This window comes from Pseudomonas sp. 3MA1 (assembly GCF_029237275.1).
Lineage (GTDB): Bacteria > Pseudomonadota > Gammaproteobacteria > Pseudomonadales > Pseudomonadaceae > Aquipseudomonas > Aquipseudomonas fluorescens_AP.
On sequence record NZ_JAACFX010000008.1, the window covers coordinates 272,982 to 299,005 of the forward strand.

Annotated in this window: 20 protein-coding genes; 13 read left to right on the forward strand and 7 right to left on the reverse strand. The window is 61.9% G+C overall.

All coding sequences use genetic code 11. The features are described from left to right. The first annotated feature begins 569 nt into the window (after nt 1-569). From GWQ44_RS21950 to GWQ44_RS22005, 12 genes are all read left to right on the forward strand, one after another. Entirely contained in the window at nt 570-2,453 is a 1,884-nt protein-coding gene (locus GWQ44_RS21950; RefSeq protein WP_275928271.1) for a 3-dehydroquinate synthase, read from the forward strand. Beyond that, nucleotides 2,450-3,334 carry a UbiA family prenyltransferase gene (locus GWQ44_RS21955; protein ID WP_179599533.1) on the forward strand — a complete coding sequence of 295 codons (885 nt, stop codon included), beginning with the start codon at nt 2,450-2,452 and terminating at the stop codon, nt 3,332-3,334. The genes GWQ44_RS21950 and GWQ44_RS21955 overlap by 4 nt, the downstream gene beginning before the upstream one ends. Next, the gene (locus GWQ44_RS21960) at nt 3,331-4,098 is read left to right on the forward strand and encodes an EboA domain-containing protein (RefSeq protein WP_047306301.1); all 768 of its coding nucleotides are present in this window, start codon (nt 3,331-3,333) and stop codon (nt 4,096-4,098) included. Before GWQ44_RS21955 ends, GWQ44_RS21960 begins: the two co-directional genes overlap by 4 nt. A gap of 53 nt (nt 4,099-4,151) precedes the next feature. After that, entirely contained in the window at nt 4,152-5,036 is an 885-nt protein-coding gene (locus GWQ44_RS21965; protein ID WP_047306302.1) for a TatD family hydrolase, read from the forward strand. Next, nucleotides 5,033-6,271, forward strand: coding sequence for a metabolite traffic protein EboE (eboE, locus tag GWQ44_RS21970; RefSeq protein WP_275928272.1), 1,239 nt, complete (start codon nt 5,033-5,035; stop codon nt 6,269-6,271). Before GWQ44_RS21965 ends, eboE begins: the two co-directional genes overlap by 4 nt. Then, a complete protein-coding gene (locus tag GWQ44_RS21975; protein WP_103741306.1) occupies nt 6,261-7,706 on the forward strand; it encodes a nucleotide pyrophosphatase/phosphodiesterase family protein in 1,446 nt (481 codons plus the stop codon). The genes eboE and GWQ44_RS21975 overlap by 11 nt, the downstream gene beginning before the upstream one ends. Further along, nucleotides 7,685-8,872 (forward strand): hypothetical protein, encoded by a 1,188-nt coding sequence (locus tag GWQ44_RS21980; protein ID WP_275928273.1) that lies wholly within the window; start codon nt 7,685-7,687, stop codon nt 8,870-8,872. The genes GWQ44_RS21975 and GWQ44_RS21980 overlap by 22 nt, the downstream gene beginning before the upstream one ends. 11 nt (nt 8,873-8,883) lie before the next feature. Next, nucleotides 8,884-11,313: a hypothetical protein gene (locus GWQ44_RS21985; protein WP_275928274.1), complete on the forward strand. Its 2,430-nt coding sequence runs from the start codon at nt 8,884-8,886 to the stop codon at nt 11,311-11,313. A gap of 66 nt (nt 11,314-11,379) precedes the next feature. Continuing rightward, complete coding sequence (locus GWQ44_RS21990) at nt 11,380-12,321, forward strand: hypothetical protein (protein ID WP_275928275.1); 942 nt, start codon at nt 11,380-11,382, stop codon at nt 12,319-12,321. Nucleotides 12,322-12,334: 13 nt separating this feature from the next. Continuing rightward, the gene (locus tag GWQ44_RS21995) at nt 12,335-13,615 is read left to right on the forward strand and encodes a hypothetical protein (protein WP_016966726.1); all 1,281 of its coding nucleotides are present in this window, start codon (nt 12,335-12,337) and stop codon (nt 13,613-13,615) included. Nucleotides 13,616-13,618: 3 nt separating this feature from the next. After that, complete coding sequence (locus GWQ44_RS22000) at nt 13,619-15,478, forward strand: hypothetical protein (RefSeq protein WP_275928276.1); 1,860 nt, start codon at nt 13,619-13,621, stop codon at nt 15,476-15,478. 32 nt (nt 15,479-15,510) lie between these two features. Beyond that, nucleotides 15,511-16,563, forward strand: coding sequence for a hypothetical protein (locus tag GWQ44_RS22005; RefSeq protein WP_275928277.1), 1,053 nt, complete (start codon nt 15,511-15,513; stop codon nt 16,561-16,563). Nucleotides 16,564-16,645: 82 nt separating this feature from the next. On the opposite strand, the gene GWQ44_RS22010 is transcribed toward GWQ44_RS22005, so the two are convergent. Next, nucleotides 16,646-17,155, reverse strand: a complete 510-nt coding sequence (locus GWQ44_RS22010; protein ID WP_011063767.1) for a single-stranded DNA-binding protein — start codon at nt 17,153-17,155, stop codon at nt 16,646-16,648. Between the two features lie 9 nt (nt 17,156-17,164). Then, on the reverse strand, nt 17,165-18,559 hold the full coding sequence (locus GWQ44_RS22015) for an MFS transporter (RefSeq protein WP_016966729.1): 1,395 nt from the start codon (nt 18,557-18,559) through the stop codon (nt 17,165-17,167). Between the two features lie 178 nt (nt 18,560-18,737). On the opposite strand from GWQ44_RS22015, the gene uvrA reads away from it, so the two are divergent. Further along, entirely contained in the window at nt 18,738-21,572 is a 2,835-nt protein-coding gene (gene uvrA, locus GWQ44_RS22020) for an excinuclease ABC subunit UvrA (RefSeq protein WP_275928278.1), read from the forward strand. Between the two features lie 117 nt (nt 21,573-21,689). Here uvrA and bfr read toward each other — a convergent pair whose 3' ends face one another. The 5 genes from bfr to rpsD all read right to left on the reverse strand — a co-directional run bounded on the left by bfr (nt 21,690) and on the right by rpsD (nt 26,008). Beyond that, on the reverse strand, nt 21,690-22,154 hold the full coding sequence (bfr, locus tag GWQ44_RS22025) for a bacterioferritin (RefSeq protein ID WP_016966731.1): 465 nt from the start codon (nt 22,152-22,154) through the stop codon (nt 21,690-21,692). Nucleotides 22,155-22,309: 155 nt separating this feature from the next. Beyond that, nucleotides 22,310-23,758: a catalase gene (locus tag GWQ44_RS22030; RefSeq protein WP_016966732.1), complete on the reverse strand. Its 1,449-nt coding sequence runs from the start codon at nt 23,756-23,758 to the stop codon at nt 22,310-22,312. Nucleotides 23,759-23,934: 176 nt separating this feature from the next. Next, a complete protein-coding gene (gene rplQ / locus GWQ44_RS22035) occupies nt 23,935-24,321 on the reverse strand; it encodes a 50S ribosomal protein L17 (protein WP_007924175.1) in 387 nt (128 codons plus the stop codon). A gap of 42 nt (nt 24,322-24,363) precedes the next feature. Further along, nucleotides 24,364-25,365 (reverse strand): DNA-directed RNA polymerase subunit alpha, encoded by a 1,002-nt coding sequence (rpoA, locus tag GWQ44_RS22040; RefSeq protein ID WP_007970428.1) that lies wholly within the window; start codon nt 25,363-25,365, stop codon nt 24,364-24,366. A 22-nt stretch (nt 25,366-25,387) separates the two neighbouring features. Then, nucleotides 25,388-26,008 (reverse strand): 30S ribosomal protein S4, encoded by a 621-nt coding sequence (gene rpsD / locus GWQ44_RS22045; RefSeq protein WP_011063772.1) that lies wholly within the window; start codon nt 26,006-26,008, stop codon nt 25,388-25,390. Between the last annotated feature and the right edge of the window lie 16 nt (nt 26,009-26,024).

Here is a 26,024-nt window from a genome sequence, read left to right on the forward strand (position 1 = left end):
GCTATTGCGCCAATCAAATAACCCAGGCAAACCCAATAACCGACATCACTAAGAAGCTGACTATTCAATAGCTGACTAATTAGAAACCAATAACCACAGCATTGTTTCAAATACGACCCAGGCTTCTAATCTTGCACTTTCGTCCCATAACAACTGCATAAAAGCCCCACTACTTACTTCCGTGAGTTACTTAATTTTCATATAGCGAAAAGAAATAAACCATATAGCAAACGTGAACATGCAGGCGCCGTAGCACCCCGTATTCATTGGGGCAAAGACCTCACAAAGACACACCAGCCACCCTCGCAGCAGCAGCTTTTCCAGGCTGTTTGCCCATCTAGCCCAGACTTTCCCAACGCGCCATATATTTTCCTTGCAAGCCACTTGATTGAGCCTGCTTGCAAATCCGGCGGCCTTGACTAAGTTGATAGCTACTCGCCACTGAAGTGCGCTTCAGCCGCCAGAAAATCAATAAGAACCGCCGAGGAGTTGAATAACCGGACGCCCTCCCTGCCTGACCCAGCTGACACTGACACGGAATTAGTCATATCAATCAAGAGGGACGCTTGATGAAGCGCAGCTCATTGCCTCGTGCTTTCTCACTGAAGGGTACGGCGGAAAACTACTGGCTTTCCCTATTGCTGTTTTCGACCCTGGTGGTCGCCAGCTTCCTGCTGTTCGAACAGCAGATCCAGCAACTGCTGAATCACCTCGGCGCTTTGCTCCCGACCGATCCCGTGCAACGCACCAGTCTGGCCCTGCTGCTGATCACCCTGCTGGCGCTGGATGTGCTGTTGCCGGTGCCTTCGAGCCTGGTCGCGCTGCTGGCCGTGGCGGCCCTGGGCGCCATTGGCGGCTACCTGGTGATCTTCATCGGTCTGTGCCTGGGGGCCGTCCTGGGCTACTGGCTGGGGGCCGGCTACTTTCGCCTGCTGTCCACCTGGCTGGGCCTGAGAAGCTGGCAACCCGGACAACTGGCCTATCGCCTCAGCACCCTGTCGCTGGTGTGCCTGCGTGGCGTGCCGGTCCTGGCGGAAACCTCGGTGCTGGCCGCCGGCATGCAGCGCTATCCACTGCGCCAGTTCCTGCTGGTCACCACCCTGGCCAATGCCGGACTGGCCCTGGCCTACGCGGCCATCGGCAGCCTGCTGGTGGAACAGAACGCCATGCTGGCGACGATTCTCGCCAGCATGGTCCTGCCGGGGGTGTTCCTCGGCGCCCGCAGCCTGCTCAAGCCACGCCTGGCCCCGGCACGGAGCGATCAGGCCCAGGCCCTGGAAGGCCGCTTCGAGGTGAGCTACCACTACCCGGTGCTGTTCACCGATCACGTGTTCCGGCCCGACAACCCCTGCCTGCACCAGCAACTGGCCAAGCCCCAGGCGGGGCGCACCACAGTGCTGGCATTCGTCGATGCACAACTGCTGCTGTGCTCCCCGCAACTGCCGCAGCAGATCGACGCCTACTTCACCGCCCATGCCGCCGACCTGCACCTGCAGGCCGCGCCGATCCCGGTGCCGGCAGGCGAGCTGAGCAAGACCCCAGAGGTCTTGCAGCAGTTGTACGCACACATGCTCGAACACCGTCTGGACCGCCACTGCTATGTGCTGGCCCTGGGTGGCGGCGCGCTGCTGGACGCCGTGGGCTACGCCTGCGCCACCTTCCATCGCGGCATGCGCCTGATCCGCATCCCGACCACGGTGCTGGCGCAGAACGATGCCGGCATCGGGGTGAAGAACGGCATCAACGCCTTTGCCCAGAAAAACCTGCTGGGGGCCTTCTATCCGGCCACGGCGGTGATCAACGACTTCCAGTGGCTGCTCACCCTGTCGCCCCGGGACCAGATCGCCGGGCTGGCCGAAGCGGTGAAGGTGGCGCTGATCAAGGACGCCGCGTTCTTCCAATGGATGGAGCAGCAAGCCCAGGCCCTGGCCACCTTCGAACACAGCGCCAGCCGCTACGCCATCCGCCGCTGCGCCGAACTGCACCTGGGGCACATCACCGGCGCCGGCGATCCCTTCGAGCGGGGCAATGGCCGGCCCCTGGACTACGGACACTGGGCCGCGCACAAGCTGGAAAACCTCAGCCGGCATCGTCTGCGCCATGGCGAGGCAGTGGCCGTGGGCATGGCCCTGGACGCGCTCTATGCCAATGCCAGCGGCCTGCTGAGCGACGCTGAAACCCAGCGCCTGCTGCAACTGCTGGAGCAGCTCGGCTTCAACCTGAGTCCGCCGGAACTGGGCTTGAAGGACGCCCAGGGCCGCTCCCTGGTGCTGATCGGCCTGGAAGAATTCCGCCAGCATCTGGGCGGCCAGCTGTCGATCCCGATGCTCAACCGCATCGGCCAGTCCATCGATGTGCACCACATCGACATGCCACTGATGGAACAGGCCCTGTTGCGCCTGGCCAGTGTCGGCGGCCCGGACTGCGCCTGGAGCGAGGACTGCGCCCGATGAGCCAGTCCGCATTGACCACCTGGCTGACCCTGGGCCGAGTCTCCAACCTGCCGACGGTATGGACCAACGCCCTGGCCGCCGCCCTGCTGGCCAGCAGCGCCACCACCCAGGCGCCGCCTTCGCCGCTGGTCTGGACCCTGCTGCTGGTGGCGCTCTCGGCGCTGTACCTGGCGGGCATGCTGCTCAACGATCTGCTGGATGCCGACTGGGACCTGCGGCATCAGAACCCGCGACCGATTGTTCTCGGCCTGGTCAGTCGCACCCAGGTCAGCCTGGCCACCGCCGCCCTGCTGCTGGTGGCCGCTCTGTCGGTGCTGGGCCTGAGCCACCTGATCGCCCAACCCCATTGGCTGCTGGCCAGCGCCGGATTGCTGCTGCTGTTCATCCTCGCCTACAACCTGCTGCACAAGAACTATCCCCACAGCGTCTGGCTGATGGGCGGCTGTCGCTCGGCCCTGTACCTGACCGCCGCCGCCTGCCTGGCGCTGCCACCGCAACCGCTGTGGCTGTGCGCCGCCTTGCTGGGCACCTACATCGCCGGCCTGACCTACCTGGCCCGGCTGGAGCACCGCAACCAGTTGCTCAGCCGCCTGCCGCTGGTGCTGATGCTCAGCCCGCTGGTGCTGGCCTGCTACGCCAACAACGGCGTGTTCTGGCTGGTCCTGCTGCTGTGGTTGGGCTGGCTGGGCTGGCACTACCGGCGCCACCTGGCCAACCCACGGCAGCGGCAGATCCGCGCCTTCATCGGCGCCGGCCTGGCGGCCCTGCCGCTGTTCGACGCCCTGGTACTGGCCCTGGCCAATCAGCCGCTGGGCAGCCTGTTGTGCGTACTGGTGTTCTTCCTGCTTCCCCACCTTCAACGCTGGATCAAGCCGACATGACCACGGACGTCATTTCCCCGCTCTCGCCTGCGCTCGCCCTGCGCCATGCAGCCTTTGCCGAACGCCGCCGGCACCTTGAACAGCAGCTCGACGACCCGAGCCGGCACTGGTGGCACGAGGCCCAGGAACAACTGGCCCGGCAGCCCTCGGCCAATACCCTGGTGCTGCTCAGCAGCCAGTGCAAACGGCGGCTTGGCCAGCCGGCGCCGCTCACCGGCCCGGGCAACGATCGCACTCAGCTGGCCCGGGCCCTGCTTCTGGCGCAGTTGCTGGAACAACAGGCCGGCAGCGATCAGTTGGCCCTGCTGCGCCAGCTGTTTCTCTGGGGTGACGACCAGGAGAAGAGCGTGCTGCTCAAGGTCCTGGATGACCTGGACAGCGAGGGCCGCAGCCTCGACCTGGCGCTGCAGGCCGGACGCACCAACAACCGCGAAGTGTTCGCCGCCCTGGCCCTGGACAACCCCTTCCCCGCGCGCCACTACCCCGACCGGGCCTTCCACCAGTTGCTGCTCAAGACCCTGGGCATGGGCCTGGACACCGGACGCATCGTCGGCCTGGCCGAGCGTCGTAGCGTCGACCTCAACCAGCTGGCCCTGGAACACATGGAAGAGCAATTGGCCGCGTTGCGCAGCGTCAGCGACACGCTGCCCCACGCCATCGCCTTCGAACTCCTGAGCCAGGCCCAGTGCCAGCGCCTGCGCGGCCTGTGTCGGCAGCGCCGTCTGCCCGCGCACTGGCTCGAACACTTGCCGCCCGGCGCCTGAACGCCCCCGGGCCGCCCCTCACTGATTTTTCACCACTGCATCAGGGACTCACCATGCCGAAGTACTTTGACCCGCACATTCATATGGTCAGCCGCACCACCGACGACTATCAGAACATGGCCGCCGCCGGCATCACCGGAGTGATCGAACCGGCCTTCTGGCAAGGCCAGGCGCGCACCAGCGTCGGCAGTTTCATTGATTACTTCGACACCCTGCTGGGCTGGGAACGCTTTCGCGCCAGCATGTTCGGCATTCACCACTTCTGCACCATCGGCCTGAACCCCAAGGAAGCCAATGACCTGTCGGTGGCCAACGAGGTGCTGGAGATTCTCCCGCGCTATCTGGTCAAGGACGGCGTGGTGGCCGTCGGCGAGATCGGCTACGACGACATCACCCCCGAGGAAGACCGCTTTCTCGCCGCGCAACTGGAACTGGCCAAGCAGTTCAACCTGCCGGTGCTGGTGCACACCCCGCACCGGGACAAGATCGGCGGCACCAAGCGCACCCTGGCGGTGATCCGCGAAGTGGGCATCGCCGAGCACCTGGTGATCATCGATCACCTCAATGAACTGACCCTGCCCCTGGTGCTGGACAGCGACTGCTGGCGCGGGCACTCGATCTACCCCAACACCAAGATGTCGGAGCAGCGCATGGTGGCCCTGCTGCAGCAGTACGGCACCGAGAAAATGGTGGTCAACAGCGCCGCCGACTGGGGCATCAGCGATCCGCTCAAGGTGCCCAAGACCGGCCAGGCCATGCTCGCCGCCGGGTTCAGCGAGGCCCAGGTGGAACAGGTGCTGTTTCACAACCCGGTGGATTTCTTCGCCCAGAGCGGGCAACTGGACAAACAGCTGGTGAGCAGCCCGCTGCCGATCGACCAGCGCCGCCAGTGGCAGGACAACTCGGCCCTGCGCGGCCAGGAACCGGTGATCAAATGAGCGCCCGGGCCGGTTGGAGCGCCGCGCAGGTCGGCTACTGCAGCAACGTGCACCCGGCCCGGAACGTGGCCGACCTGGGGGCGTCGATCCAGCAGCACTTCCAGGGCGTGCGCCGCCAGCGCGGGCTGGCGGTGCAGGACAGCGGCTTGTGGATCAGCGCCCAGGCCGCCGGCGAACTGCAACAGCCCGCGGCGCGCGAGGCGTTCCTCGGCTTGCTCCACGACTGCGGGCTGCGCCTGACCTCCCTCAACGGCTTTCCTTATGGCCAATTCCATCAGGGCGCGGTCAAGGCCGAGGTCTATCGGCCGACCTGGGCCGAACCGCAGCGCCTGGAGTACAGCCTGCAACTGGCAGAACTGCTGGCTGCCGCCCTGCCCCTGGACTGTCCTCAGGGGGTGATTTCCAGCGTGCCCCTGGGTTATGCCGCCCATTGGGACGACGCCCAGCAGCAACAGGCCGAGGCTAAGCTATTGCAGTTGACCGCCGAACTGGCCAGCCTGCATCGACGCAGCGGCAAGAAGATTCTCCTGTGCCTGGAAATGGAGCCGGACTGCGTCCTGGAAAACACCGACCAGGCCATCGCTTTCTTTCAACGCTGGCAAACCTGCGACCCGCACCATCAGTACCTGGCGCTGTGTTTCGACGTCTGCCACCAGGCGGTGGTGTTCGAAGACTGCTACCAGTCGCTGCAACGCTTGCTGCAGGCACGCATACCGGTGGGCAAGATCCAGTTGTCCAATGCGCTGATCTGCCACTTGCCCGAGGCCGACGCGCAACGCCGCCAGCAGGTGCTGCTGGCCCTGGGCAGCTTCGTCGAGACCACCTACCTGCATCAGGTCAAGGCCCGGGACCGCGCGGGGCAACTGCTGGCCTGGGCCGACCTGCCCAAGGCGCTGCAGGCGGCGCAGCCGCAACAGGGGCACTGCCGCGAGCTGCGGATCCACTTTCATGTGCCCCTGTTCAGCGAGCAGTTCCTGCTGCCGGAGCTCCATGGCAGCCAGCAGGCACTGATGCGCACCTTCGACTTTCTGGCCGCCCACCCGCAGTTCCAGCCGGTGCTGGAGGTCGAAACCTACAGCTGGAACGTGCTGCCCGGCGCCTTGCGCCCGGACACCGAACAGGCCCTGCTGCACGGCATCGCCGCGGAACTGCAATGGGTCGAGGAACAACTGCGCCAACGGCACTTGCTGCACGGGCAAGCACCGCTCATGGAGGCCCCCAGCCATGCCCTCTGAAACCCTGCGCCAGCCCTTGCTGCTGATCAATGTGGTGGGCCTGACGCCGAGCCTGCTGGGCCCGGCCACCCCGCGCATCAACGCCCTGCTGCAACGGGCGCGGATGGCCAGACTGCAACCGGTGTTCCCGGCCGTGACCTCGACGGTGCAAGCCTCGATCCTCACCGGATTGCCGCCCTCGGAACACGGCATCGTCGGCAACGGCTGGTACTGGCGCGATCAGGCCGAAGTGCGTTTCTGGCTGCAGCCCAATGGGCTGATTCAGGGCGAGAAGATCTGGCAGAGCCTGCGGCGGCAGATCCCCGACCTGCGCTGCAGCCAGCTGTTCTGGTGGTTCAACATGCATGCCCAGGTCGACGCGGCCATCACGCCACGGCCGCATTACCCGGCCGACGGGCGCAAGATTTTCGGCCTCTATTCCTCGCCGCCCGGGCTGCACGAGCGCATTGAACAGCAGATCGGCGAGTTTCCCTTCCCGGGCTTCTGGGGCCCGGCGGCGGGGATTGCCTCCAGCCGCTGGATCGTCGACTGCGCCATCGCCGAGTTCCAGATCACCCGGCCGCACCTGCAGCTGATCTACCTGCCGCACCTGGACTACAGCCTGCAGCGCCTGGGGCCCGAGCATCCGTCCATCAGCGATGAAGTGCGGGCCATCGACCATGAAGTCGGGCGCTTGCTGGATTTTGCCCGGCAGCAGGGCGCGGCAGTGATGCTGGTGTCCGAATACGGCATCGAGGCGGTGCAGCAGTCGGTTTCCATCAACCGCGTGCTGCGTGAGCAGGGCCTGCTGCAGGTGCGCCGCTCCCTGAGCTGGGAGTTGCTCGACCCCGGCGCCAGCGCCGCCTTTGCCGTGGCCGACCATCAGATCGCCCACGTCTATGTGCGCGAGCCCAAGGACATCGCCCGGGTCAAGGCGCTGTTGCAGCGCCAGCCCGGCATCGAACAGGTGCTGGACAAGGCCGAGCAACGGGCCTGGCAACTGGATCACCCGCGCAGCGGCGAGCTGGTGGCGGTGGCCGCCGCGGGCTTCTGGTTCGATTACTACTACTGGTTCGACGATCGCCTGGCCCCGGACTTCGCCCGCACCGTGGATATCCACCGCAAGCCGGGCTACGACCCGCTGGAGCTGTTCATCGACCCGGCGATCCGCTTTCCCAAACTACGGGTAGCGCGCCGCCTGCTGCAGAAGAAGCTCGGCTTTCGCTACTACATGGACCTGATTCCACTGGACACCTCACTGATCCGCGGCAGCCACGGACGCTTGCCGAGCAACGCTGAGGTCGGCCCCCTGCTGATCACCGACTGCGATTTACCACTGCCGGAGCACCTGCCGGCCACCGCGGTAAAGCACCTGCTCCTAGAGCATTTCCTAGGGCGCCCCAATGACGATACGGCTCAGGCCAAGGAGATTCCATGCGGCGAACCATCCCTATAGTCGTGCTGAGTGTGTTGAGCGGCCTTGCTCAGGCCCAGACCGCCAGCCCCTTCAACTGCAGCAACTTCCTCACGTTCAACGGTGATCAGAGCGGCACCCTGAACACCTTCCAGCAGAGCCCGGAAACCATGGCCTGGAACTGGTTCGTCTGTCTCAACCAGACCGACGCCAGCAATAGCGGCCTGCGGGTCTGGGAGACCTTCAAGCCTTCCGATCAGGTCTACCTGTTGAAGGGGGCCGAGCCCCTGCCTTACTCCGAGCGCGAGAATCTGCCGAGCGAGGTGCCGGAGCTGGCGCAAAAGCAGGGCATGGACCCTAAAGGGCTGTTCCAGTTCCTGGGCAACGACACCGCCGGCAGCCCGCAGAACGGCGTGCAACAGGTCGATGGCCTGGCCTTGAAGATGCGCAGCGGCGCACCGGTCCCGCCTTCCAAGCACGAACAACTGGTGCGTTTTCACCTGATGATGGGCAAGGACACCTTCAACTACATCGTGGCCAACAAGGTCTACAACCGCGATGGCCTTGCCAAGCTGACCAGCAACCTGGATTTCCCGGCCACCGCCTGGGAGCTGAAGACGTCTTGGTTCTGGATCGGCACCGACCCGGGCTTCAAGACCCTGCTGGCCGAAGATGGCTACTACATCTCCCAGGCCTACTACGTGGACAGCACCGGCCAGTATCAGGTGGGCTACGCCGCCCTGAGCGGCATGCATGTGATCAACAAGCTGACCCCGGACTGGGTCTGGACCACCTTCGAGAATCGCAACAATCCCAAGTACACCGTCACCAATGACACCCCACCCAAGCCGATGACCAACATCACCGGCCCCACCGATGCCGCCAAGCCGGTGAACAGCAGCTTCCAGCAGCAGTATTCGAACCTGGCCCAGTACGAACTGATCGGTGTGCAGTACGACCAGCACCGTGCCGAACCCAAGCTGCTGGCCAACTCCCAGCTGGAATCGGCTTTCCAGGGCAGCTCTTCGTGCCTGGCCTGCCATAGCACCGCGGCCTATTCGACGAAGAAGAACAACTTCTTCTCGTTCAACATCGACCACACAGGCGGAATCCTCTACCCCACCAGCGTACTGCCGGACAAAGACTTCGTCGGTTATCAAAAACTGGACTACGTCTGGTCGCTCAAACGCGCCCAGTGGAAACGCTAAGGAGAGCCCCCATGAGCGTCTTGAACTTTCCCCGGATCTACCTCAACGGTTTCATGTTCTGGAACCCGCCGACCTTCAACAACAACGATGTGCTGCCGCTGTACGACGCGGTGCAGATGAAGATGAACTGGCGCTTCCTGAGCCAGTACGGGATCAATGACAAGAATGCCCCGCAAACCCTGATGCCGTGGGGCATCACCCCGCTGGCCTACAAGGACGTTCCGGACTACGTGCTGCAGGTCCCCACCAACGGCGATCCCGACAGCTACCCGATGATTCCCGCCGAGTGGGATCTGTTCGGCGACAACGCCTGCGGCACCGTGAACTACCAGCAGTTGCGCTCGGTGATCATCGGCGGGGAATCCAAGGTCGACAGCTACATCGACAGCGACCCGCTGATCAACAAGTCCTACCAACTGCTGGGCAATTCCTTCGGCAACCCGAGCCCGACCGCCGCACGCTTCGTCGATGTCAGCCCCTGGCAGAACACCTTCACCGCCCTGTACTTCGACAAGCTGGTGCTCGGCGACGCCACCTGTGGCCTGACCCTGAAACACACCTACCGCATGCTCAACCGCTTTCTCGACTTCAACTGGGGCGCCTTTGGCGGCCTGGTCTACGTCACGGCCACCTGGCAGACCTGCTTTCCCAAGGACCAGCTGGAATGGGTCATCGGCGACTCGAAGCTGCTGAAAAGCCTGCAGGATGAAATGCTCAGCCAGAACGCCCAGGGCCTGATGATCAGGTTCACCACTTACCTGACGGTCTATGACCAGAACGGCCTGTTCAACGACTTCAAGAACGTCAACAGCCATTCCAAGGCGCCCTGGGACATGTCCAGGCTGCAGATGCTCTATCAAATGGGCCTGGACAACCCGACCGAAACCTTCTTCAACCCGGCCTACAGCCGCACTGCTGGCACCCTGGGCCTGTGGTTCGCCAACGAGTTCCCCACCGCGCCGGGCGGCCAGCGCCTGGCGCCCAAGGATCCGGTGCCCTTCTACAAGAAGGTCCCGGGCGATACGGTGATCCACAAAAAAGACCAGCGGGTCAACCTGGGCGTGCTCAGTGCCCAGCTCAACGGCAGTACGCTGTCGCTGGACCTGGGCAATACCTTTCCGATCTACCCGGCCGTCCATGACGGCCCGGCCGCTCCCGATCTGGATGGCCGCAACAATGCTATTCCGGTCGCCGCCAAGTTCCATGTCGGCGACTACGAGCTGGGGGTGCAGCAGGGCAGCAACTTCGAACCCCTGACCAGCATCGGCTTCGACCAGTATCAGCAATCGGCCTTCGACAAGCGCTCTGGCCTGTTGGACCTGCCCCTGGACGCCGGCGCCCAGGCCCTGCTGAAAAAAGGCAACCTGGCGCTGCGGCTCAAGGGCACCGACACCATCGCCGCCCAACAGCAGACGTGGACCGCGGAAGTCATCGAGAGCGGCAGCTTCATCGACGTCGGTGACCGCCGGACGCTGAACATCATGGTGCAGAACAACGGCCAACCGGCACCGGCCGGCACTACCTTGTGGGTCGCCGAGTACAACAACGCCTTCATGCTGACCACCAGCAACTACTACCTGGCGTTCAGCAATCCGGCGGATTTCGTGCTGATCACCGACTATCCCGATGCGCGAGCGAAAAACCAGCCGGGCATGCCCCAGTTCAGCGACGGCTCGCAGCATCCGAGCCTGCTCAGGGAGGGCAGCGGCAGGCGCCTGAGCGCCATGATGGTCAGGGACAGCAGTGCGTGCGATGAGCCGGTCGGCAACGCCATCACCTATCAGGAGTTCCTGAAAACACCGGCCGCAGTTGATCTGAGGCCCTGCCTGAAATTCGACAACCCGCAACCGATGACCGGGACACTGGACAATGACGCCGGCCTGGGCGCCACCGTGAACTACAGCCTGACCCGCATCCAGACCAATGCCGACGGCATTGCCCAATTGACGGTGCAGGCCGTGGCGCCGGGCTTTCCCACCCTGCGCTTTTTCATTCAGGACGATCCGGCGGGCATTCCGTTCAGCTTCTCCTACACCGACGCCTTCACCGACTTCCTCTCGCCGTTGCGGGTGCTGCCGCAAGAGCCGCAGATGCTCAAGGACTTCGTCGACTGCTGGAACCGGGTGTACCAGTTCGACGACGCCAATGTGCGGATCTGGAAGGAGTTCATCTTTCCGCAGATCCTCCAGCCCTTCTATTACCTCTACCCGATCATGAACAAGTACATGCCGCTCAACTCCCTGCAACGCATCGAGGGCGCGATCGAGCAGTTCATCACCCTGATCAGCAAGGAGTACCAGGAGGCCAGCACCCTGGCCATGCCCATCACCCGGGACCTGCCCCAGAGCCGGCGCCAGGTGCTGGAGATCTGGGCCAAGGACCTGGTGAGCACCGGCTACCCACCGACCCCGCTCGACCTCAACGACTATCAGCCAGGTTGAGCCACAACACTCAGGCACTGGAACACCGGGCGACCCGAGTCGCCCGGCTTTGCAAAGGAGAGTCAGATGAACACCCACCCACTCAAGCGCCTGCTGCTGGCCGCCACCCTGCTGTGCGCCAGCCAGGCAACCTGGGCCCAGGAATACCCCGACAACGTCTACTTCAACATGGGCGTGCACAACGACAAGGGCTGCGACGCCAAGACCAACAATTGCATCGCCAAGCGTCACCCGGGCGATCCGGCCGATCCGCTCTACCCGGCGACCTGGGTCAGCGACTGGACCATGTACCGGGTCACCGCCCACTACAAGAACAACCCACCGCCCTACAGCAGCCCGCCCAGCACCCTCAAGCCTGCCGACTACACCGTGTCCCAGGGCACCAGCTACTACGACAATGACTATGTGCCCGCCGACGGCGATGGTTCCGGGGCGATGATGGAGCACTACGAGAAGTACTGCCTGCCGATCTTCCCGATCAAGGACAACAACTACACCTGCTCCTTTGTCTCCCTGGGCAACAAGGCCTACTTCCTCACCTACCCCGAGGACCGGCCCAAGGACATGCCGGCCTGCTGCATGTTCTCGCCGATGAACCACCCGCCACGCCGCGACTTCATCAAGCACCTGCCCTACAGCGCCGCCCGCAGCCAGCACCTGGACGCCAGCGTGCAGGCCTACGCCCTGGAGATTCCGGTCAAGCCGAGCCCGATTCTGTTCGGCTACGCCTTCTACAAGCAGGCCACCAGCGACGGGGCGGGCCTGGCGCCGTATCAGCATCCGCAGTCGTTCTACTTCTCCGGCGATGTCAGCGTCGCCAACGCACCGATCGTCAGCCAGAACTATCGCAACTGGCGCAACGAGAAGCCGGACCCGGCCAAGACCTGGGACCAGGTGGCGAAGATGTGCCCGGTCAACCCACCGGACTGCCAGCTGTTCAACCCGCCGCCCTCGTTGCAAAACGGTGCCCGGCCGCAGTGGAACCAACTCTCGCCCACCCCGCAGTGACAGGAGCCGCGTCATGAACCATTGGAGCCGTTTCACCACCCTGCTGCTGCTTGGCCTGGGCAGCCAACAAGCCTGCGCCCTGCAGCCCAGCGCGCCGCAGCAGCAGACCTCTTGCCCACCCAATGCCGTGGTACCTGCCGCCAATGCATCGCAGCAGGCTTTCGATCAATACAGCTGGCAGGTGTTCATCAACCTGAACTGGCCGGCCAAGACCGGCCAACGCGGAGTCGCCGATTGCAGCAAACCCCTGGGCAGTCCTGGCGATACCGTGTGGCAGAGCTACAAGGGCGTGAATGAGGTCTTCCTGCCTCAAGGGCAGGACCCCGGTCCATGGAATTCGGCACCTATGGCCAAGGTCCTCAAGCTGATCAATATCGCCGGGCGCAAGAACACCGCAACGGCCAACGACAACCAGGCCGTGGGCGGTTGGCTGATCGACCAGAACGGCAATCCGACCTATTACCAGATTGCCGCCAACCAGGCCTCCTACGACTACATCGTCAACAACCAGTTCTACAACGCCGATGTCGTGGCCAAGGCCAGCAACATCAACTTCCCCAACGCGACCAACGAGATCAAATCCAGCTGGCGGATACTCACCGCCAAGGATGACCCCAGCCGCTACCTGCACATGCAGGCCCAGATCACCACGTTCGATGCACAAGGCGTGGCCAACGGTACGGCTCAAGCGACGCTAGGCCTGGTGGGGCTGCACATCATCAACAAGGTCGAGGGGTTTCCACAGTGGATCTGGTCGACCTTCGAGCAGGTCGACAATGTGCCGCCCAAGGTCAAGCAGGGAAACCAGTGGGTCAATGAGCCGCAGAAAGGCATCGCGTATTCCTACTTCGATGCCAAGGCGCCTGCCGACAAGGTCAATCAGAGCCCCTGCAACTGGACCCTGCACAATGGCCACATGATCTGCACGCCGAAGCCGGGGATGAGTTTCACCACCCCCAACCCACTGGACCGTTTTACCCCGTTGACCGACGCCACGACCAAGCTCAACAGCGAGTACCAGGCGCTACCGCAGGTTCAGGCATCCGTATTCAAGTACTACCAGTTGATCACCACCCAATGGAGTACCACGCCCAACCCTGGCGCGCCCATGGGCCAGACGACCCCTGAACTGTCGGCCAACGTGACCATGGAAAGCTACATCCAGCCCAACAGCAGCTGCACCAACTGCCACTCCATGGCAACGCCGATCAACAGCCTGCAAAAGGCCGATTTTTCCTACCTGTTCAAGTTCGCCCAATCCCCCAGCAGCCCATCCATCAAGGGCAAGGAGTGAATCATGAGTATTCTCAACGGCCCGCGGCTGAACTTCTGGGGTGGGATCGAGACCAACGTCAGCCTGCCCAACAACTCGCCCACCATTCCCAGCGATCCGACAAATCCGGACAGCGAAGCAACACTCTCTCTATTCGACCTGACCACCTCGACCCTGTACCCCGAGGCCGAGGTCTATAGCGACGAGCAACTGACCGAAATGATCAATGCGCCGACAGGCACCTACTACACCGCCGGTGGCTGGAACCACTACGGGCAGCATGTCGTCACCCTGGACAGCGTTGCCATCAGCTCCCAGGGCACGCCCGGCAACATCAGCACCCAGGGCGACCTCGTCGGCGAGCCTTTCTATCTGCTGGGCTCGGCGGACCCGGTCACCGGCGCCCCACCGGTGACCGGGCCGATGATGGTCGACCTGGACCCCACCGGCACTATCAGCACGCAGATTTTTCTCGGCGGCCTGCAGATCGGCAACAGCACGCCCCCGCAGTTGCTGGTCAAGGGCAATACGGTGTGCAGCAGTTATGACGTGGCCATCCGGATTCTCGACCCGGAGCAGGATGCGCCGGGTTCCAACCGTATCAGCGGCAGTTTTCAGGTCACTTTCTCTCGCGACCAGATCGTCAGCTACAACAAGGACAATCCGCTCCTGCGCTCGATCATCGAGGCCCCCGGCGCGACCGGCATCGTCGTGCGCTTCGTCATGTTCGAGATGTGCCCGAAAATGACCACGGCGCAACTGGACGCCGACTACGCCGCCCACCAGTACACCTCCAACCCAAGCATTGGCCGCGTGGTCGGCACCCTGGCTCCGGCCTTTGCCGGGGAACCGCTGATCGTCACCGGCGGGCGCCAGCTCATCAATCCATCGTCACGTAGCGCAGGCTACGCGAGTGTGCTCGAGAACAATCTGTTGAGCATCGACATGCTCAATATCATTCCCAAGCAGGCGTTTCGCAGCGTTCGAACCGACACCACCTCGCCCATCGGCCCCAATGCGAACTTCGGCGATGTCTCGATCAACCTTGGCTCGACGACACTGACGACCCTGGATCCGCTCAAGACTCCGCTGTCGGACTACTACGTATATGGCGGCATCCTTGACCTGCCGCTGACGCCCACACAACGCCAGTTGGCCAATCAGGAGCCAATTGCCATCAAGGCACCGCAGACGCGCTACTACCCCTCCGACCCCGAGCCCAAACCGATCAATATCAACGCCATCGAACAGACCTATCGCCTGACGTCCGATCAACGCAATTTGTATCTGGAGGATTACCCCGAGGGCCTCGAGATCACCCTGAACTTGAGCCAGCATGGACAACCCGTCACCGAAGACACCGTGATCACCATCAGCTCCGGCCCCTCAAACGGCAGCCCGGATGCCCCTTACAAAGATCCTCAGTTCTGGGACTTCCTGGAGTTCGAGCCCAGACAAACAGTCAAGGCCGGCCAATCCAGCGTGAGCTTCAAGGTCAGCCTCAAGCCCGGATCGGCAGCACAGGCTGGATTTGTCACCTTGACCTGCGCAGTCGAGCACGGAAAATCCAACGGTTTTTTCATCAACCTGCGCAAATACGCCATCACCGATTTCGGGATCGCGCCGGGCAGCACCGTCACCTGGGACCAGGTGTACAAGAACGTGCTGCGTTTTCACTACCTGGCCTTCCCCGCCATGTCCCGCTACATCGCACTCAATCAGCAGGACGCCGTCTGGGGATCACGCCAGATGATCCTGGCACGCACCTCCCGGGAATACCTCGGCACGACCTTGTACATGCCCGTGGTGCGCTCGATGTCCGCCAGCCAGAGAGCCCTGCTCAAATGCTGGTTCACCCATGAACCCTGGCAGCCGCTGCAGTGATGGGGTCGCTCTAATTGCGAGGGAGAATCCACATGCCAATTGCATTGCTCATCCCCGGCCAGGCGCAGGAAAACCTGCGCCCCAGCAACGTGGTCGCCGAAGGCTTGCTGAACCCCCGCGGCCTCTGCCTGCAAGTCGATGGCAGCCTGCTGCTGGCGGAAGCCGGCTCAGGCCTGCCGGACCAGCCATTCAGTGGCCGCATCAGTCGCCTGCGCCCGGACCCGGAACAGCCGGGCGCTTATCTGCCACCGCAGGTCCTGGCCCAGGGTTTTCGTTCGATGAACATGCAGGCACGCATGCTTCGCGACGAAATCATGGGCCTGTCGGACATCGCCCTGGGCGGCGGGCTCTGCCTCGCCAGCCAGACCGACTACGTGGCCGGATCCAAGCTGCTGGACCTGCAATACCGTCCGCCCGAGCCGCTGTTTCACAGCCGCGGCAACCTCAACTCACTGTGCTATCACCCCTCGCGGCAAAGCTGGCTGGCGGTCAAGCCCGATACCAACCAGCTGGTGGAGTTCACCGAGGACGGCGAGCAGGTGCTGGCCCAGCTGCCCGACCTGGATCAGGGCCAGGAAGCGGTCCCCGTGACCCTGGTCCACGAACCGCAGACCGATGCGGTACTGATCAGCCTGTTTTCCGGTGAACTGCATCGCGATCCGGCGCGCAAGGGCATCGACTTCGCCGACAAGGCCGGCCAGGTGATTCGGGTCTGGCCCGCCAGCGGCAGGATCGAGGTGCTGATTCGCGGGCTGCAACTGCCCACCGGACTGGCGCTGGATCCGCAGGAACGGATTCTGGTGCTGGAACTGTGCGACCGGCTGTTGCAGCCCCTGCCGCCCGACTGGTCCGGCGAAGTGCTGCACGGCGGCTTCGCCCGCTTCAGCGGCCGCCTGCTGCGCTGCGATCTGGGGCAACGCTCGGTGCAGGTACTGGCCCAGGGCCTGGATACGCCCTCGAACCTGTGCTGCGTGGCCAATGCCGTGCTGGTGAGCGAAGGCATGGGCCTGAGCGGTCGGCCGATTCCCACTGCCGATCAGCAGGTGGTGGCCCTGAGCGGGCGCTTGCGCCGGGTGCAGCTGTGAGCCTGCGCCTGATCGACCAGGCATGAAAAAGGGGCCCTGTGGGCCCCTTTCTCATCGATGCTGAACGCTGAAAAGCAGCGGCTCAGAACGGAATATCGTCATCGAAGCTGTCGAAGTCCGGTGCCGGCTGCGGAGCGGCCTGCTGTGGTGCCGGACGCGACTCACGCTGTGGCTGCGGGGCAGGACGGGACTGCTGAGGACGCGGTGCCGAGTTGGACATGCCGCCCTGGCCCTGCTGGTCGCCCTGTGGACGGCCGCCCAGCAGCTGCATGGTGCCCTGCATGTCGACGATGATCTCGGTGGTGTAGCGCTTGATACCGTCTTTTTCCCACTCGCGGGTCTGCAGCTTGCCTTCGATGTAGACCTGCGAACCTTTGCGCAGGTATTCGCCGGCAATCTCGGCCACCTTGCCGAACATCGACACGCGGTGCCATTCGGTGCGCTCGACCTTCTGACCGGTCTGCTTGTCGGTCCACTGCTCGCTGGTGGCCAGACTCAGGTTGGTCACGGCGTTACCGTTGGGCAGGTAGCGAACTTCGGGATCCTGGCCGCAAGTGCCGACCAATATGACTTTGTTAACCCCACGGGCCATAACGTTCTCCTAGGCTTCGCGCGCCGACGGCGCTGGGTTGACCAGCTGCTCGAGGGTCGTGCGATCCAATAATTCGGTGTCCAATTTGATGTAAATGGCGGCTTCTTCGGCCACCACTACGGCATCTGTTACCCCAACAACGGCCTTCAGGCGCTCGACCAGGCCGGCTTCGCGGATCGCTTCGGGCGATAACGGCAAGCGCAGGCTCGTCACATACGGGGGCTCGCGCATGGTAACAGCAAAGGCCAGCCAGAGTGCAGCCAGACCTGCCCCTCCAAGGAACACAACCGACAAACCGCCATGCTGGAACAGCCAGCCGCCGAGGATGCCGCCCAGTGCCGAACCGAGGAACTGGCTGGTGGAGTAGACCCCCATCGCCGTGCCCTTGCCGCCTGCCGGCGACACCTTGCTGATCAGCGACGGCAAGGACGCTTCCAGCAGGTTGAACGCGGTGAAGAACACCACGGTGCCGATCACCAGCGCCCGCAAACTGTCGCCGAACTCCCAGAAGAATAGCTCGGTGAGCAGCAGCGTACTGACCGCGCCCAACAGAACTCGTTTCATTTTGCGTTTCTTCTCGCCGTAGATGATGAACGGGATCATGGCGAAGAAGGAGATCAGCAGTGCAGTGAGGTACACCCACCAATGCTGGTCTTTGGGCAGGCCGGCTTTTTCCACCAGGGCCAGGGGCAAGGCAACGAAGCTCGACATCAGCATCGCGTGCAACACGAAGATCCCCAGGTCCAGGCGCAGCAGATCCGGGTGCTTGAGGGTGGGAAGCAGCGCCTGGCGCGCCACTCCGGATTCGCGGTGCTGCAAGGGCCCGGTGGCGCGCGGCACCATGAAGGCGATGATCAGGATCCCCACCAGGGCCATGCCACCGGTGGCCAGGAACAGCCCGGACAGGCCGAAGCTGCGGGTCAGCAGCGGGCCGACGACCATGGCCACGGCGAAGGAGACGCCGATGGTCATGCCGATCATGGCCATGGCCTTGGTCCGATGCTGCTCCCGGGTCAGGTCCGAGAGCAGCGCCATCACTGCTGCGGAAATCGCCCCGGCGCCCTGCAGGATCCGGCCGGCGATCACGCCCCAGATCGAGTCGGCGTTCGCCGCCAGCAGGCTGCCCAGGGCGAATACGATCAGCCCCAGGTAAATAACCGGGCGGCGACCGATACGGTCGGAAATGATCCCGAAGGGAATCTGGAAAACTGCCTGGGTCAGGCCATAGGCGCCAATGGCCAGGCCGATCAGGGCCGGGGTCGCTCCTGCGAGATCCATTCCATAGGTTGCCAGGACCGGCAGTACCATAAACATGCCAAGCATACGGAAGGCGAACACCAGGGCCAGGCCGCTTGCTGCGCGGGTCTCGCTGCCGCTCATGCGTTCGCTGTGGGGATCGTGCATGGAAAAACCTCGTGTGAACCGGCGGCGATTCTACCAGTCGGATCGGTAGAGGGGGTATATGGCGACGCTTTGCCGCGCAGCCCTGACCGGCAACCGAAAAAGCCGCGCACGATAGTGTGCATCCATCCAGTATTTGGTTTTATACTCCTGCCTTTACGCCCGCCGATCGAGGCCACTTTTGGACAAGATTCTGATTCGTGGGGCCCGCACCCACAACCTGAAGAACATCGACCTGACCCTGCCACGGGACAAGTTGATCGTCATCACCGGGCTGTCTGGGTCCGGCAAGTCGTCCCTGGCTTTCGACACTTTGTATGCCGAAGGCCAGCGCCGCTATGTCGAATCGCTGTCGGCCTATGCCCGACAGTTCCTGTCGATGATGGAAAAGCCCGATGTCGACACCATCGAAGGCCTGTCGCCGGCGATTTCCATCGAGCAGAAATCCACCTCCCACAACCCGCGCTCCACAGTCGGCACCATTACCGAAATCTACGACTACCTGCGCCTGCTCTATGCCCGTGTCGGTACTCCGCGCTGCCCGGATCACGACATCCCGCTGGAAGCCCAGACCGTCAGCCAGATGGTCGACCTGGTGCTGGCCCAGCCTGAAGGCAGCAAGCTGATGCTGCTGGCGCCGGTGATTCGTGAGCGCAAGGGCGAACACCTTTCGGTCTTTGAAGAGCTGCGGGCCCAGGGTTTTGTGCGGGCGCGAGTCAACGGCAAGCTGTTCGAGCTGGACGAGTTGCCGAAGCTGGATAAACAGAAGAAGCACTCCATCGATGTGGTGGTCGACCGCTTCAAGGTCCGCGCCGACCTGCAGCAGCGCCTGGCCGAATCCTTCGAAACCGCACTGAAGCTGGCGGACGGCATTGCCCTGGTGGCGCCGATGGACGATGAGCCCGGGGAAGAGATGATCTTCTCCGCGCGCTTCGCCTGCCCGATCTGCGGCCATGCCATCAGCGAGCTGGAACCCAAGCTGTTCTCCTTCAACAACCCGGCCGGTGCCTGCCCGACCTGTGACGGCCTGGGGGTGAAGCAATTCTTCGACATCAAGCGCCTGGTCAATGGCGAACTGACCCTGGCCGAAGGGGCGATTCGCGGCTGGGACCGGCGCAACGTCTATTACTTCCAGATGCTCGGCTCGCTGGCCTCTCATTACGGCTTCAGCCTGGAAGTGCCGTTCAACCAACTGCCGGCGGATCAGCAGAAAGTCATCCTGCATGGCAGCGGTACGCAGAATGTCGACTTCAAATACCTCAACGACCGCGGCGATATCGTCAAGCGCTCCCACCCGTTCGAAGGGATAGTGCCGAACCTGGAGCGTCGCTACCGGGAAACCGAGTCGGCCACCGTGCGCGAAGAGCTGGCCAAGTTCCTCAGCACCCAGCCCTGCCCGGACTGCCGCGGCACGCGTCTGCGCCGCGAGGCCCGTCATGTCTGGGTCGGCGAGAAAACCCTGCCGGCGGTCACCAGTCTGCCCATCGGCGATGCCACCGACTATTTCGGCACTCTGAAACTGACTGGGCGTCGTGGCGAGATCGCCGACAAGATCCTCAAGGAAATCCGCGAACGCCTGCAGTTCCTGGTCAACGTGGGGCTCGACTATCTGACCCTGGATCGCAGCGCCGATACCCTGTCCGGCGGCGAGGCACAGCGTATTCGCCTGGCCAGCCAGATCGGTGCCGGCCTGGTGGGGGTGATGTACATCCTCGACGAGCCATCCATTGGCCTGCACCAGCGGGATAACGATCGTTTGCTCGGGACCCTGAAGCACCTGCGGGATATCGGCAACACGGTGATCGTGGTCGAACACGATGAAGATGCGATCCGCCTGGCCGACTACGTGGTGGACATCGGCCCGGGCGCCGGTGTGCACGGCGGGAGAATCGTTGCCGAAGGTACTGCGGCAGAAGTCATGGCGCACCCGGACTCCCTGACCGGCAAGTACCTGTCTGGCCGAGTGAAGATCGTGGTGCCGGCCAAACGTACCCCGCGCAACAAGAAGCTTTCCCTGACCCTCAAGGGCGCACGCGGCAACAACCTGCGCAATGTCGACCTGGAAATTCCGATTGGTCTGCTGACCTGCGTGACCGGGGTGTCCGGCTCGGGCAAGTCGACGCTGATCAACAACACCCTGTTCCCCCTGAGTGCCACGGCGCTCAACGGTGCAACCACTCTGGAAGCGGCGCCCCACGACAGCATCAACGGCCTGCAGCACCTGGACAAGGTAGTGGACATCGATCAAAGTCCGATCGGCCGTACTCCGCGCTCCAACCCGGCGACTTACACCGGGCTGTTCACACCGATTCGCGAGCTGTTTTCCGGCGTGCCGGAGTCTCGCTCCCGGGGCTATGGCCCTGGCCGCTTCTCCTTCAACGTCAAGGGCGGACGCTGCGAGGCCTGCCAGGGCGATGGCCTGATCAAGGTGGAGATGCACTTCCTGCCGGACATCTACGTGCCCTGCGACGTGTGCAAGAGCAAGCGTTACAACCGCGAAACCCTGGAGATCAAGTACAAGGGCAAGAACATCCACGAAGTACTGGAAATGACCATCGAGGAAGCCCGCGAGTTCTTCGATCCGGTTCCGGCCCTGGCGCGCAAACTGCAAACGCTGATGGATGTAGGCCTGTCCTACATCAAGCTCGGCCAATCGGCGACCACCTTGTCCGGCGGCGAGGCCCAGCGGGTCAAGCTGTCCCGTGAGCTGTCCAAGCGCGATACCGGCAAGACCCTGTATATCCTCGACGAGCCGACAACAGGCCTGCACTTCGCGGATATCCAGCAACTGCTGGACGTGTTGCACCGCCTGCGCGATCACGGCAACACCGTGGTGGTGATCGAACACAACCTGGATGTGATCAAGACCGCCGACTGGCTGGTTGACCTGGGGCCGGAAGGCGGCTCCAAAGGCGGCCAGATCATCGCCGTCGGTACCCCGGAACAGGTTGCGGAAATGCCCCAATCCCACACCGGGCATTACCTCAAGCCGTTGCTGACCCGCGACCGCGCCTGAGGCCCATGAAAAAGCCCCTGTCACCTCGCGGTGCCAGGGGCTTTTTTACATCTCGGATCTGACGCATCTACCGTAGGAGCGAGCTTGCTCGCGAACCGGCATCCCCGCCTTCTGCAGTCAGAACTGCGATTGCAGGTAGTTTTCCAACCCGATGGACTTAATCAGGCCCAACTGCTTCTCCAGCCAGTAGGTGTGATCTTCTTCGGTATCTGCCAACTGGATACGCAGGATGTCGCGGCTGACATAGTCCTTGTGCAGCTCGCACAGCTCGATGCCTTTGCACAGCGCAGCGCGAACCTTGTATTCCAGACGCAGGTCACTGGCCAGCATCTCCGGCACGGTGGTCCCGGTGTCGAGATCATCGGGGCGCATGCGCGGTGTGCCTTCGAGCATCAGAATGCGGCGTATCAGGGCATCGGCGTGTTGCGCCTCTTCTTCCATTTCGTGGTTGATACGCTCGTAGAGCTTGGTGAAGCCCCAGTCTTCGTACATCCGCGAATGAATGAAATATTGGTCGCGTGCTGCCAGTTCGCCCGTCAGCAACGTGTTGAGGTAATCGATTACGTCCGGGTGACCTTGCATCGCCCTAAATCTCCCTGCTTGAAAGTCGATAGTTTGAACCAAGCTGACTTGCAGGTCACTTAGAAATAGCCAGAAAAGTAAAGAATATCCGAGAAAACCAGTAGAAATAACGCAAAAACCGCCCTAATGAGGGCGGTTCTGCTTCTTATTTAGACTTACTTGAGCGATACGCCCAAAGCTTTGGCGATACCTTCGCCGTAAGCCGGGTCCGCCTTGTAGAAATGTTGCAGTTGACGATCAACCACATCAGCCGTCACCCCAGTCATGGCACCGGCAATGTTGTTGATCAACAGAGCCTTCTGTTCATCATTCATCAGGCGGAACAGAGCTCCCGCATGACTGTAATAGTCGGTGTCTTCGCGATGATCGTAGCGGTCTGCGGCGCCGCTAAGCGCCAGGGGCGGCTCTGCGTAGCGTGGAGCCTGCTTCGGTGCATCGCTGTAGCTGTTGGGCTCGTAGTTCGGTGCAGCGCCGCCGTTGCTTCCGAAAGCCATGGAGCCGTCACGCTGGTAGCTGTTTACCGGGCTCAATGGAGCATTGACCGGCAACTGCTGATGGTTGGTGCCCACGCGGTAGCGGTGCGCATCGGCGTAAGCGAATACCCGGCCCTGGAGCATGCGATCCGGCGAAAGCCCGACACCTGGCACCATGTTGCTTGGGCCAAAGGTGGCCTGTTCGACCTCGGCAAAGTAGTTCAGCGGATTGCGGTTCAACTCCAACTCGCCAACCTCGATCAACGGGAACTCCTTCTGCGACCAGGTCTTGGTCACATCGAACGGGTTCTCATAGTGCGCCGCGGCTTGCGCCTCAGTCATGATCTGGATGCACACGCTCCACTTCGGAAAGTCGCCGCGCTCGATCGCGTTGAACAGGTCGCGCTGAGCGTAATCCGGGTCGGTACCCGCCAGACGTGCAGCCTCCGCCGGTGCCAGGTTCTTGATGCCCTGCTTGGTCTTGTAGTGCCACTTGACCCAGTGCCGCTCGCCCTTGGCGTTGATCAGGCTGTAGGTGTGACTGCCAAAGCCGTGCATATGACGGTAGCCGTCTGGAATGCCCCGATCGGAAAACAGAATGGTTACCTGGTGCAGCGCCTCAGGCGAATGCGACCAGAAATCCCACATCATCTGAGCACTTTTCAGGTTGCTCTGAGGAAGGCGCTTCTGGGTGTGGATGAAATCGGGAAACTTCAGCGGGTCGCGAATGAAGAAGACCGGGGTGTTGTTACCCACGATGTCCCAGTTGCCTTCTTCGGTGTAGAACTTGAGGGCAAAGCCGCGGGGATCGCGCTCGGTGTCAGCCGAACCACGTTCGCCGCCTACTGTGGAGAAACGCAGGAAGGTCGGAGTTTTCTTGCCAACTGCTTCAAACAGCTTGGCACTGGTGTATTGGGTAATGTCGCGAGAGACCGTGAAAGTGCCGTAGGCACCCGAGCCCTTGGCGTGCACGCGACGCTCAGGGATATTCTCGCGATTGAAATGGGCGAGCTTTTCGATCAGGTGAAAATCGTCGAGAAGCAGCGGACCACGAGGGCCGGCGGAACGGGAATTCTGGTTATCAGCGACAGGAGCGCCACTAGCGGTAGTAAGAGTTTTGGTCTGGCTCATGCACAATCTTCCTCTGTCAGTCTGTGAAACTGCCGGCTAATCGGCTGACGAAGAGTATTGACCAGCAGTGTTACAAGATCCAATGCATTACACATTAGCTAACGATAGAAATATCTAATACATACAGATACAAAAAACCGGGCACTAGGCCCGGTTCCTTGTTTCAGACTGACGTCTTACTCAGCGGATACAGCTTCACCGCCGACAGCACGATCAACCAGTTCAACGTACGCCATAGGAGCGTTGTCGCCAGCGCGGAAACCGCACTTGAGGATGCGCAGGTAGCCACCCTCACGGGTAGCGTAACGCTTGCCCAGGTCGTTGAAGAGCTTACCAACGATAGCTTTCGAACGAGTACGGTCGAAAGCCAGACGGCGGTTAGCCAGGCTGTCTGTCTTGGCCAAAGTGATCAGCGGCTCGGCAACGCGGCGCAGTTCTTTAGCTTTCGGCAGTGTAGTTTTGATCAGCTCGTGCTCGAACAGCGACACCGCCATGTTCTGGAACATGGCCTTGCGGTGCGAGCTGGTGCGGCTCAGGTGACGCCCACTTTTACGATGACGCATGGTTCATTCCTTACCAAACACAACGTTCGGTGATTACGACGATCAGGCAGTCGCCTTGTCGTCCTTCTTAAGACTTGCAGGCGGCCAGTTGTCGAGGCGCATGCCGAGGGACAGACCGCGGGAGGCCAGAACGTCCTTGATTTCAGTCAAGGATTTCTTACCCAGGTTCGGAGTCTTCAACAGTTCTACTTCGGTACGCTGAATCAGGTCGCCGATGTAGTAAATGTTTTCCGCCTTAAGGCAGTTAGCCGAACGTACAGTCAGTTCCAGATCGTCAACCGGGCGAAGCAGGATCGGATCGATCTCGTCTTCCTGCTCGACTACCACTGGCTCACTGTCACCTTTGAGGTCGACGAACGCAGCCAACTGCTGTTGCAGGATGGTTGCAGCACGACGGATAGCCTCTTCAGGATCCAGAGTACCGTTGGTTTCCAGATCAATAACCAGCTTGTCCAGGTTAGTACGCTGCTCGACACGGGCGTTTTCCACCACGTATGCGATGCGGCGAACCGGGCTGAACGAAGAGTCGAGCTGCAAGCGACCAATGCTGCGGCTTTCGTCTTCATCGCTCTGACGCGAGTCGGCCGGTTCATAACCACGACCACGAGCTACTACGAGCTTCATGTTCAGGGCGCCGTTAGACGCCAGGTTAGCGATTACGTGATCGGGGTTAACGATCTCGACATCATGATCCAGCTGAATATCGGCAGCGGTAACCACCCCCGAACCCTTCTTCGACAAGGTCAGCGTAACTTCGTCACGGCCGTGCAGCTTGATAGCCAGACCTTTAAGGTTCAACAGGATTTCAATTACGTCTTCCTGTACACCTTCGATGGCGCTGTACTCGTGGAGCACACCGTCAATCTCGGCCTCGACTACTGCACAGCCGGGCATTGAGGACAACAGGATGCGGCGCAGCGCGTTGCCCAGGGTGTGGCCAAAGCCACGCTCGAGAGGCTCGAGAGTGATCTTGGCGCGGGTTGGACTGACAACCTGCACATCAATGTGGCGGGGTGTCAGGAACTCATTTACCGAAATCTGCATGGATGCACCTATTTTCTAGCCCTTACTTGGAGTAGAGCTCGACAATCAGGCTTTCGTTGATGTCGGCGGACAGATCACTGCGAGCTGGAACGTTCTTGAAAACGCCCGACTTCTTCTCAGTGTCTACTTCTACCCATTCTACGCGGCCACGTTGAGCACACAGATCGAGAGCTTGGACAATGCGAAGTTGATTTTTTGCTTTCTCGCGAACAGCGACCACGTCACCAGCACGAACCTGGTAGGACGGAACGTTAACGGTCTGACCGTTTACGCTGATCGACTTGTGCGATACCAGCTGACGGGACTCGGCACGAGTAGAACCGAAGCCCATGCGGTATACAACGTTGTCCAGACGGCATTCGAGCAGTTGCAACAGGTTTTCGCCGGTTGCGCCCTTCTTGCCAGCTGCTTGTTTGTAGTAGCCGCTGAATTGACGCTCGAGTACGCCGTAGATACGACGAACTTTTTGCTTTTCACGCAGCTGAGTACCATAGTCGGACTGACGACCACGACGCTGGCCGTGGATGCCAGGAGCTGCTTCGATGTTGCACTTGGATTCGATAGCGCGCACGCCGCTCTTCAGGAAGAGATCGGTGCCTTCGCGACGAGCCAGTTTGCATTTTGGACCAATGTAACGAGCCATTCTTTACAATCTCCTG

Excerpts from the sequence above, each read along its gene's own strand:
- GWQ44_RS21950 (WP_275928271.1), top strand. The coding sequence starts at position 570 with ATGAAGCGCAGCTCATTGCCTCGTGCTTTCTCACTGAAGGGTACGGCG.
- GWQ44_RS21955 (WP_179599533.1), top strand. The coding sequence starts at position 2,450 with ATGAGCCAGTCCGCATTGACCACCTGGCTGACCCTGGGCCGAGTCTCC.
- GWQ44_RS21960 (WP_047306301.1), top strand. The coding sequence starts at position 3,331 with ATGACCACGGACGTCATTTCCCCGCTCTCGCCTGCGCTCGCCCTGCGC.
- GWQ44_RS21965 (WP_047306302.1), top strand. The coding sequence starts at position 4,152 with ATGCCGAAGTACTTTGACCCGCACATTCATATGGTCAGCCGCACCACC.
- eboE (WP_275928272.1), top strand. The coding sequence starts at position 5,033 with ATGAGCGCCCGGGCCGGTTGGAGCGCCGCGCAGGTCGGCTACTGCAGC.
- GWQ44_RS21975 (WP_103741306.1), top strand. The coding sequence starts at position 6,261 with ATGCCCTCTGAAACCCTGCGCCAGCCCTTGCTGCTGATCAATGTGGTG.
- GWQ44_RS21980 (WP_275928273.1), top strand. The coding sequence starts at position 7,685 with ATGCGGCGAACCATCCCTATAGTCGTGCTGAGTGTGTTGAGCGGCCTT.
- GWQ44_RS21985 (WP_275928274.1), top strand. The coding sequence starts at position 8,884 with ATGAGCGTCTTGAACTTTCCCCGGATCTACCTCAACGGTTTCATGTTC.
- GWQ44_RS21990 (WP_275928275.1), top strand. The coding sequence starts at position 11,380 with ATGAACACCCACCCACTCAAGCGCCTGCTGCTGGCCGCCACCCTGCTG.
- GWQ44_RS21995 (WP_016966726.1), top strand. The coding sequence starts at position 12,335 with ATGAACCATTGGAGCCGTTTCACCACCCTGCTGCTGCTTGGCCTGGGC.
- GWQ44_RS22000 (WP_275928276.1), top strand. The coding sequence starts at position 13,619 with ATGAGTATTCTCAACGGCCCGCGGCTGAACTTCTGGGGTGGGATCGAG.
- GWQ44_RS22005 (WP_275928277.1), top strand. The coding sequence starts at position 15,511 with ATGCCAATTGCATTGCTCATCCCCGGCCAGGCGCAGGAAAACCTGCGC.
- GWQ44_RS22010 (WP_011063767.1), bottom strand. The coding sequence starts at position 17,155 with ATGGCCCGTGGGGTTAACAAAGTCATATTGGTCGGCACTTGCGGCCAG.
- GWQ44_RS22015 (WP_016966729.1), bottom strand. The coding sequence starts at position 18,559 with ATGCACGATCCCCACAGCGAACGCATGAGCGGCAGCGAGACCCGCGCA.
- bfr (WP_016966731.1), bottom strand. The coding sequence starts at position 22,154 with ATGCAAGGTCACCCGGACGTAATCGATTACCTCAACACGTTGCTGACG.
- GWQ44_RS22030 (WP_016966732.1), bottom strand. The coding sequence starts at position 23,758 with ATGAGCCAGACCAAAACTCTTACTACCGCTAGTGGCGCTCCTGTCGCT.
- rplQ (WP_007924175.1), bottom strand. The coding sequence starts at position 24,321 with ATGCGTCATCGTAAAAGTGGGCGTCACCTGAGCCGCACCAGCTCGCAC.
- rpoA (WP_007970428.1), bottom strand. The coding sequence starts at position 25,365 with ATGCAGATTTCGGTAAATGAGTTCCTGACACCCCGCCACATTGATGTG.
- rpsD (WP_011063772.1), bottom strand. The coding sequence starts at position 26,008 with ATGGCTCGTTACATTGGTCCAAAATGCAAACTGGCTCGTCGCGAAGGC.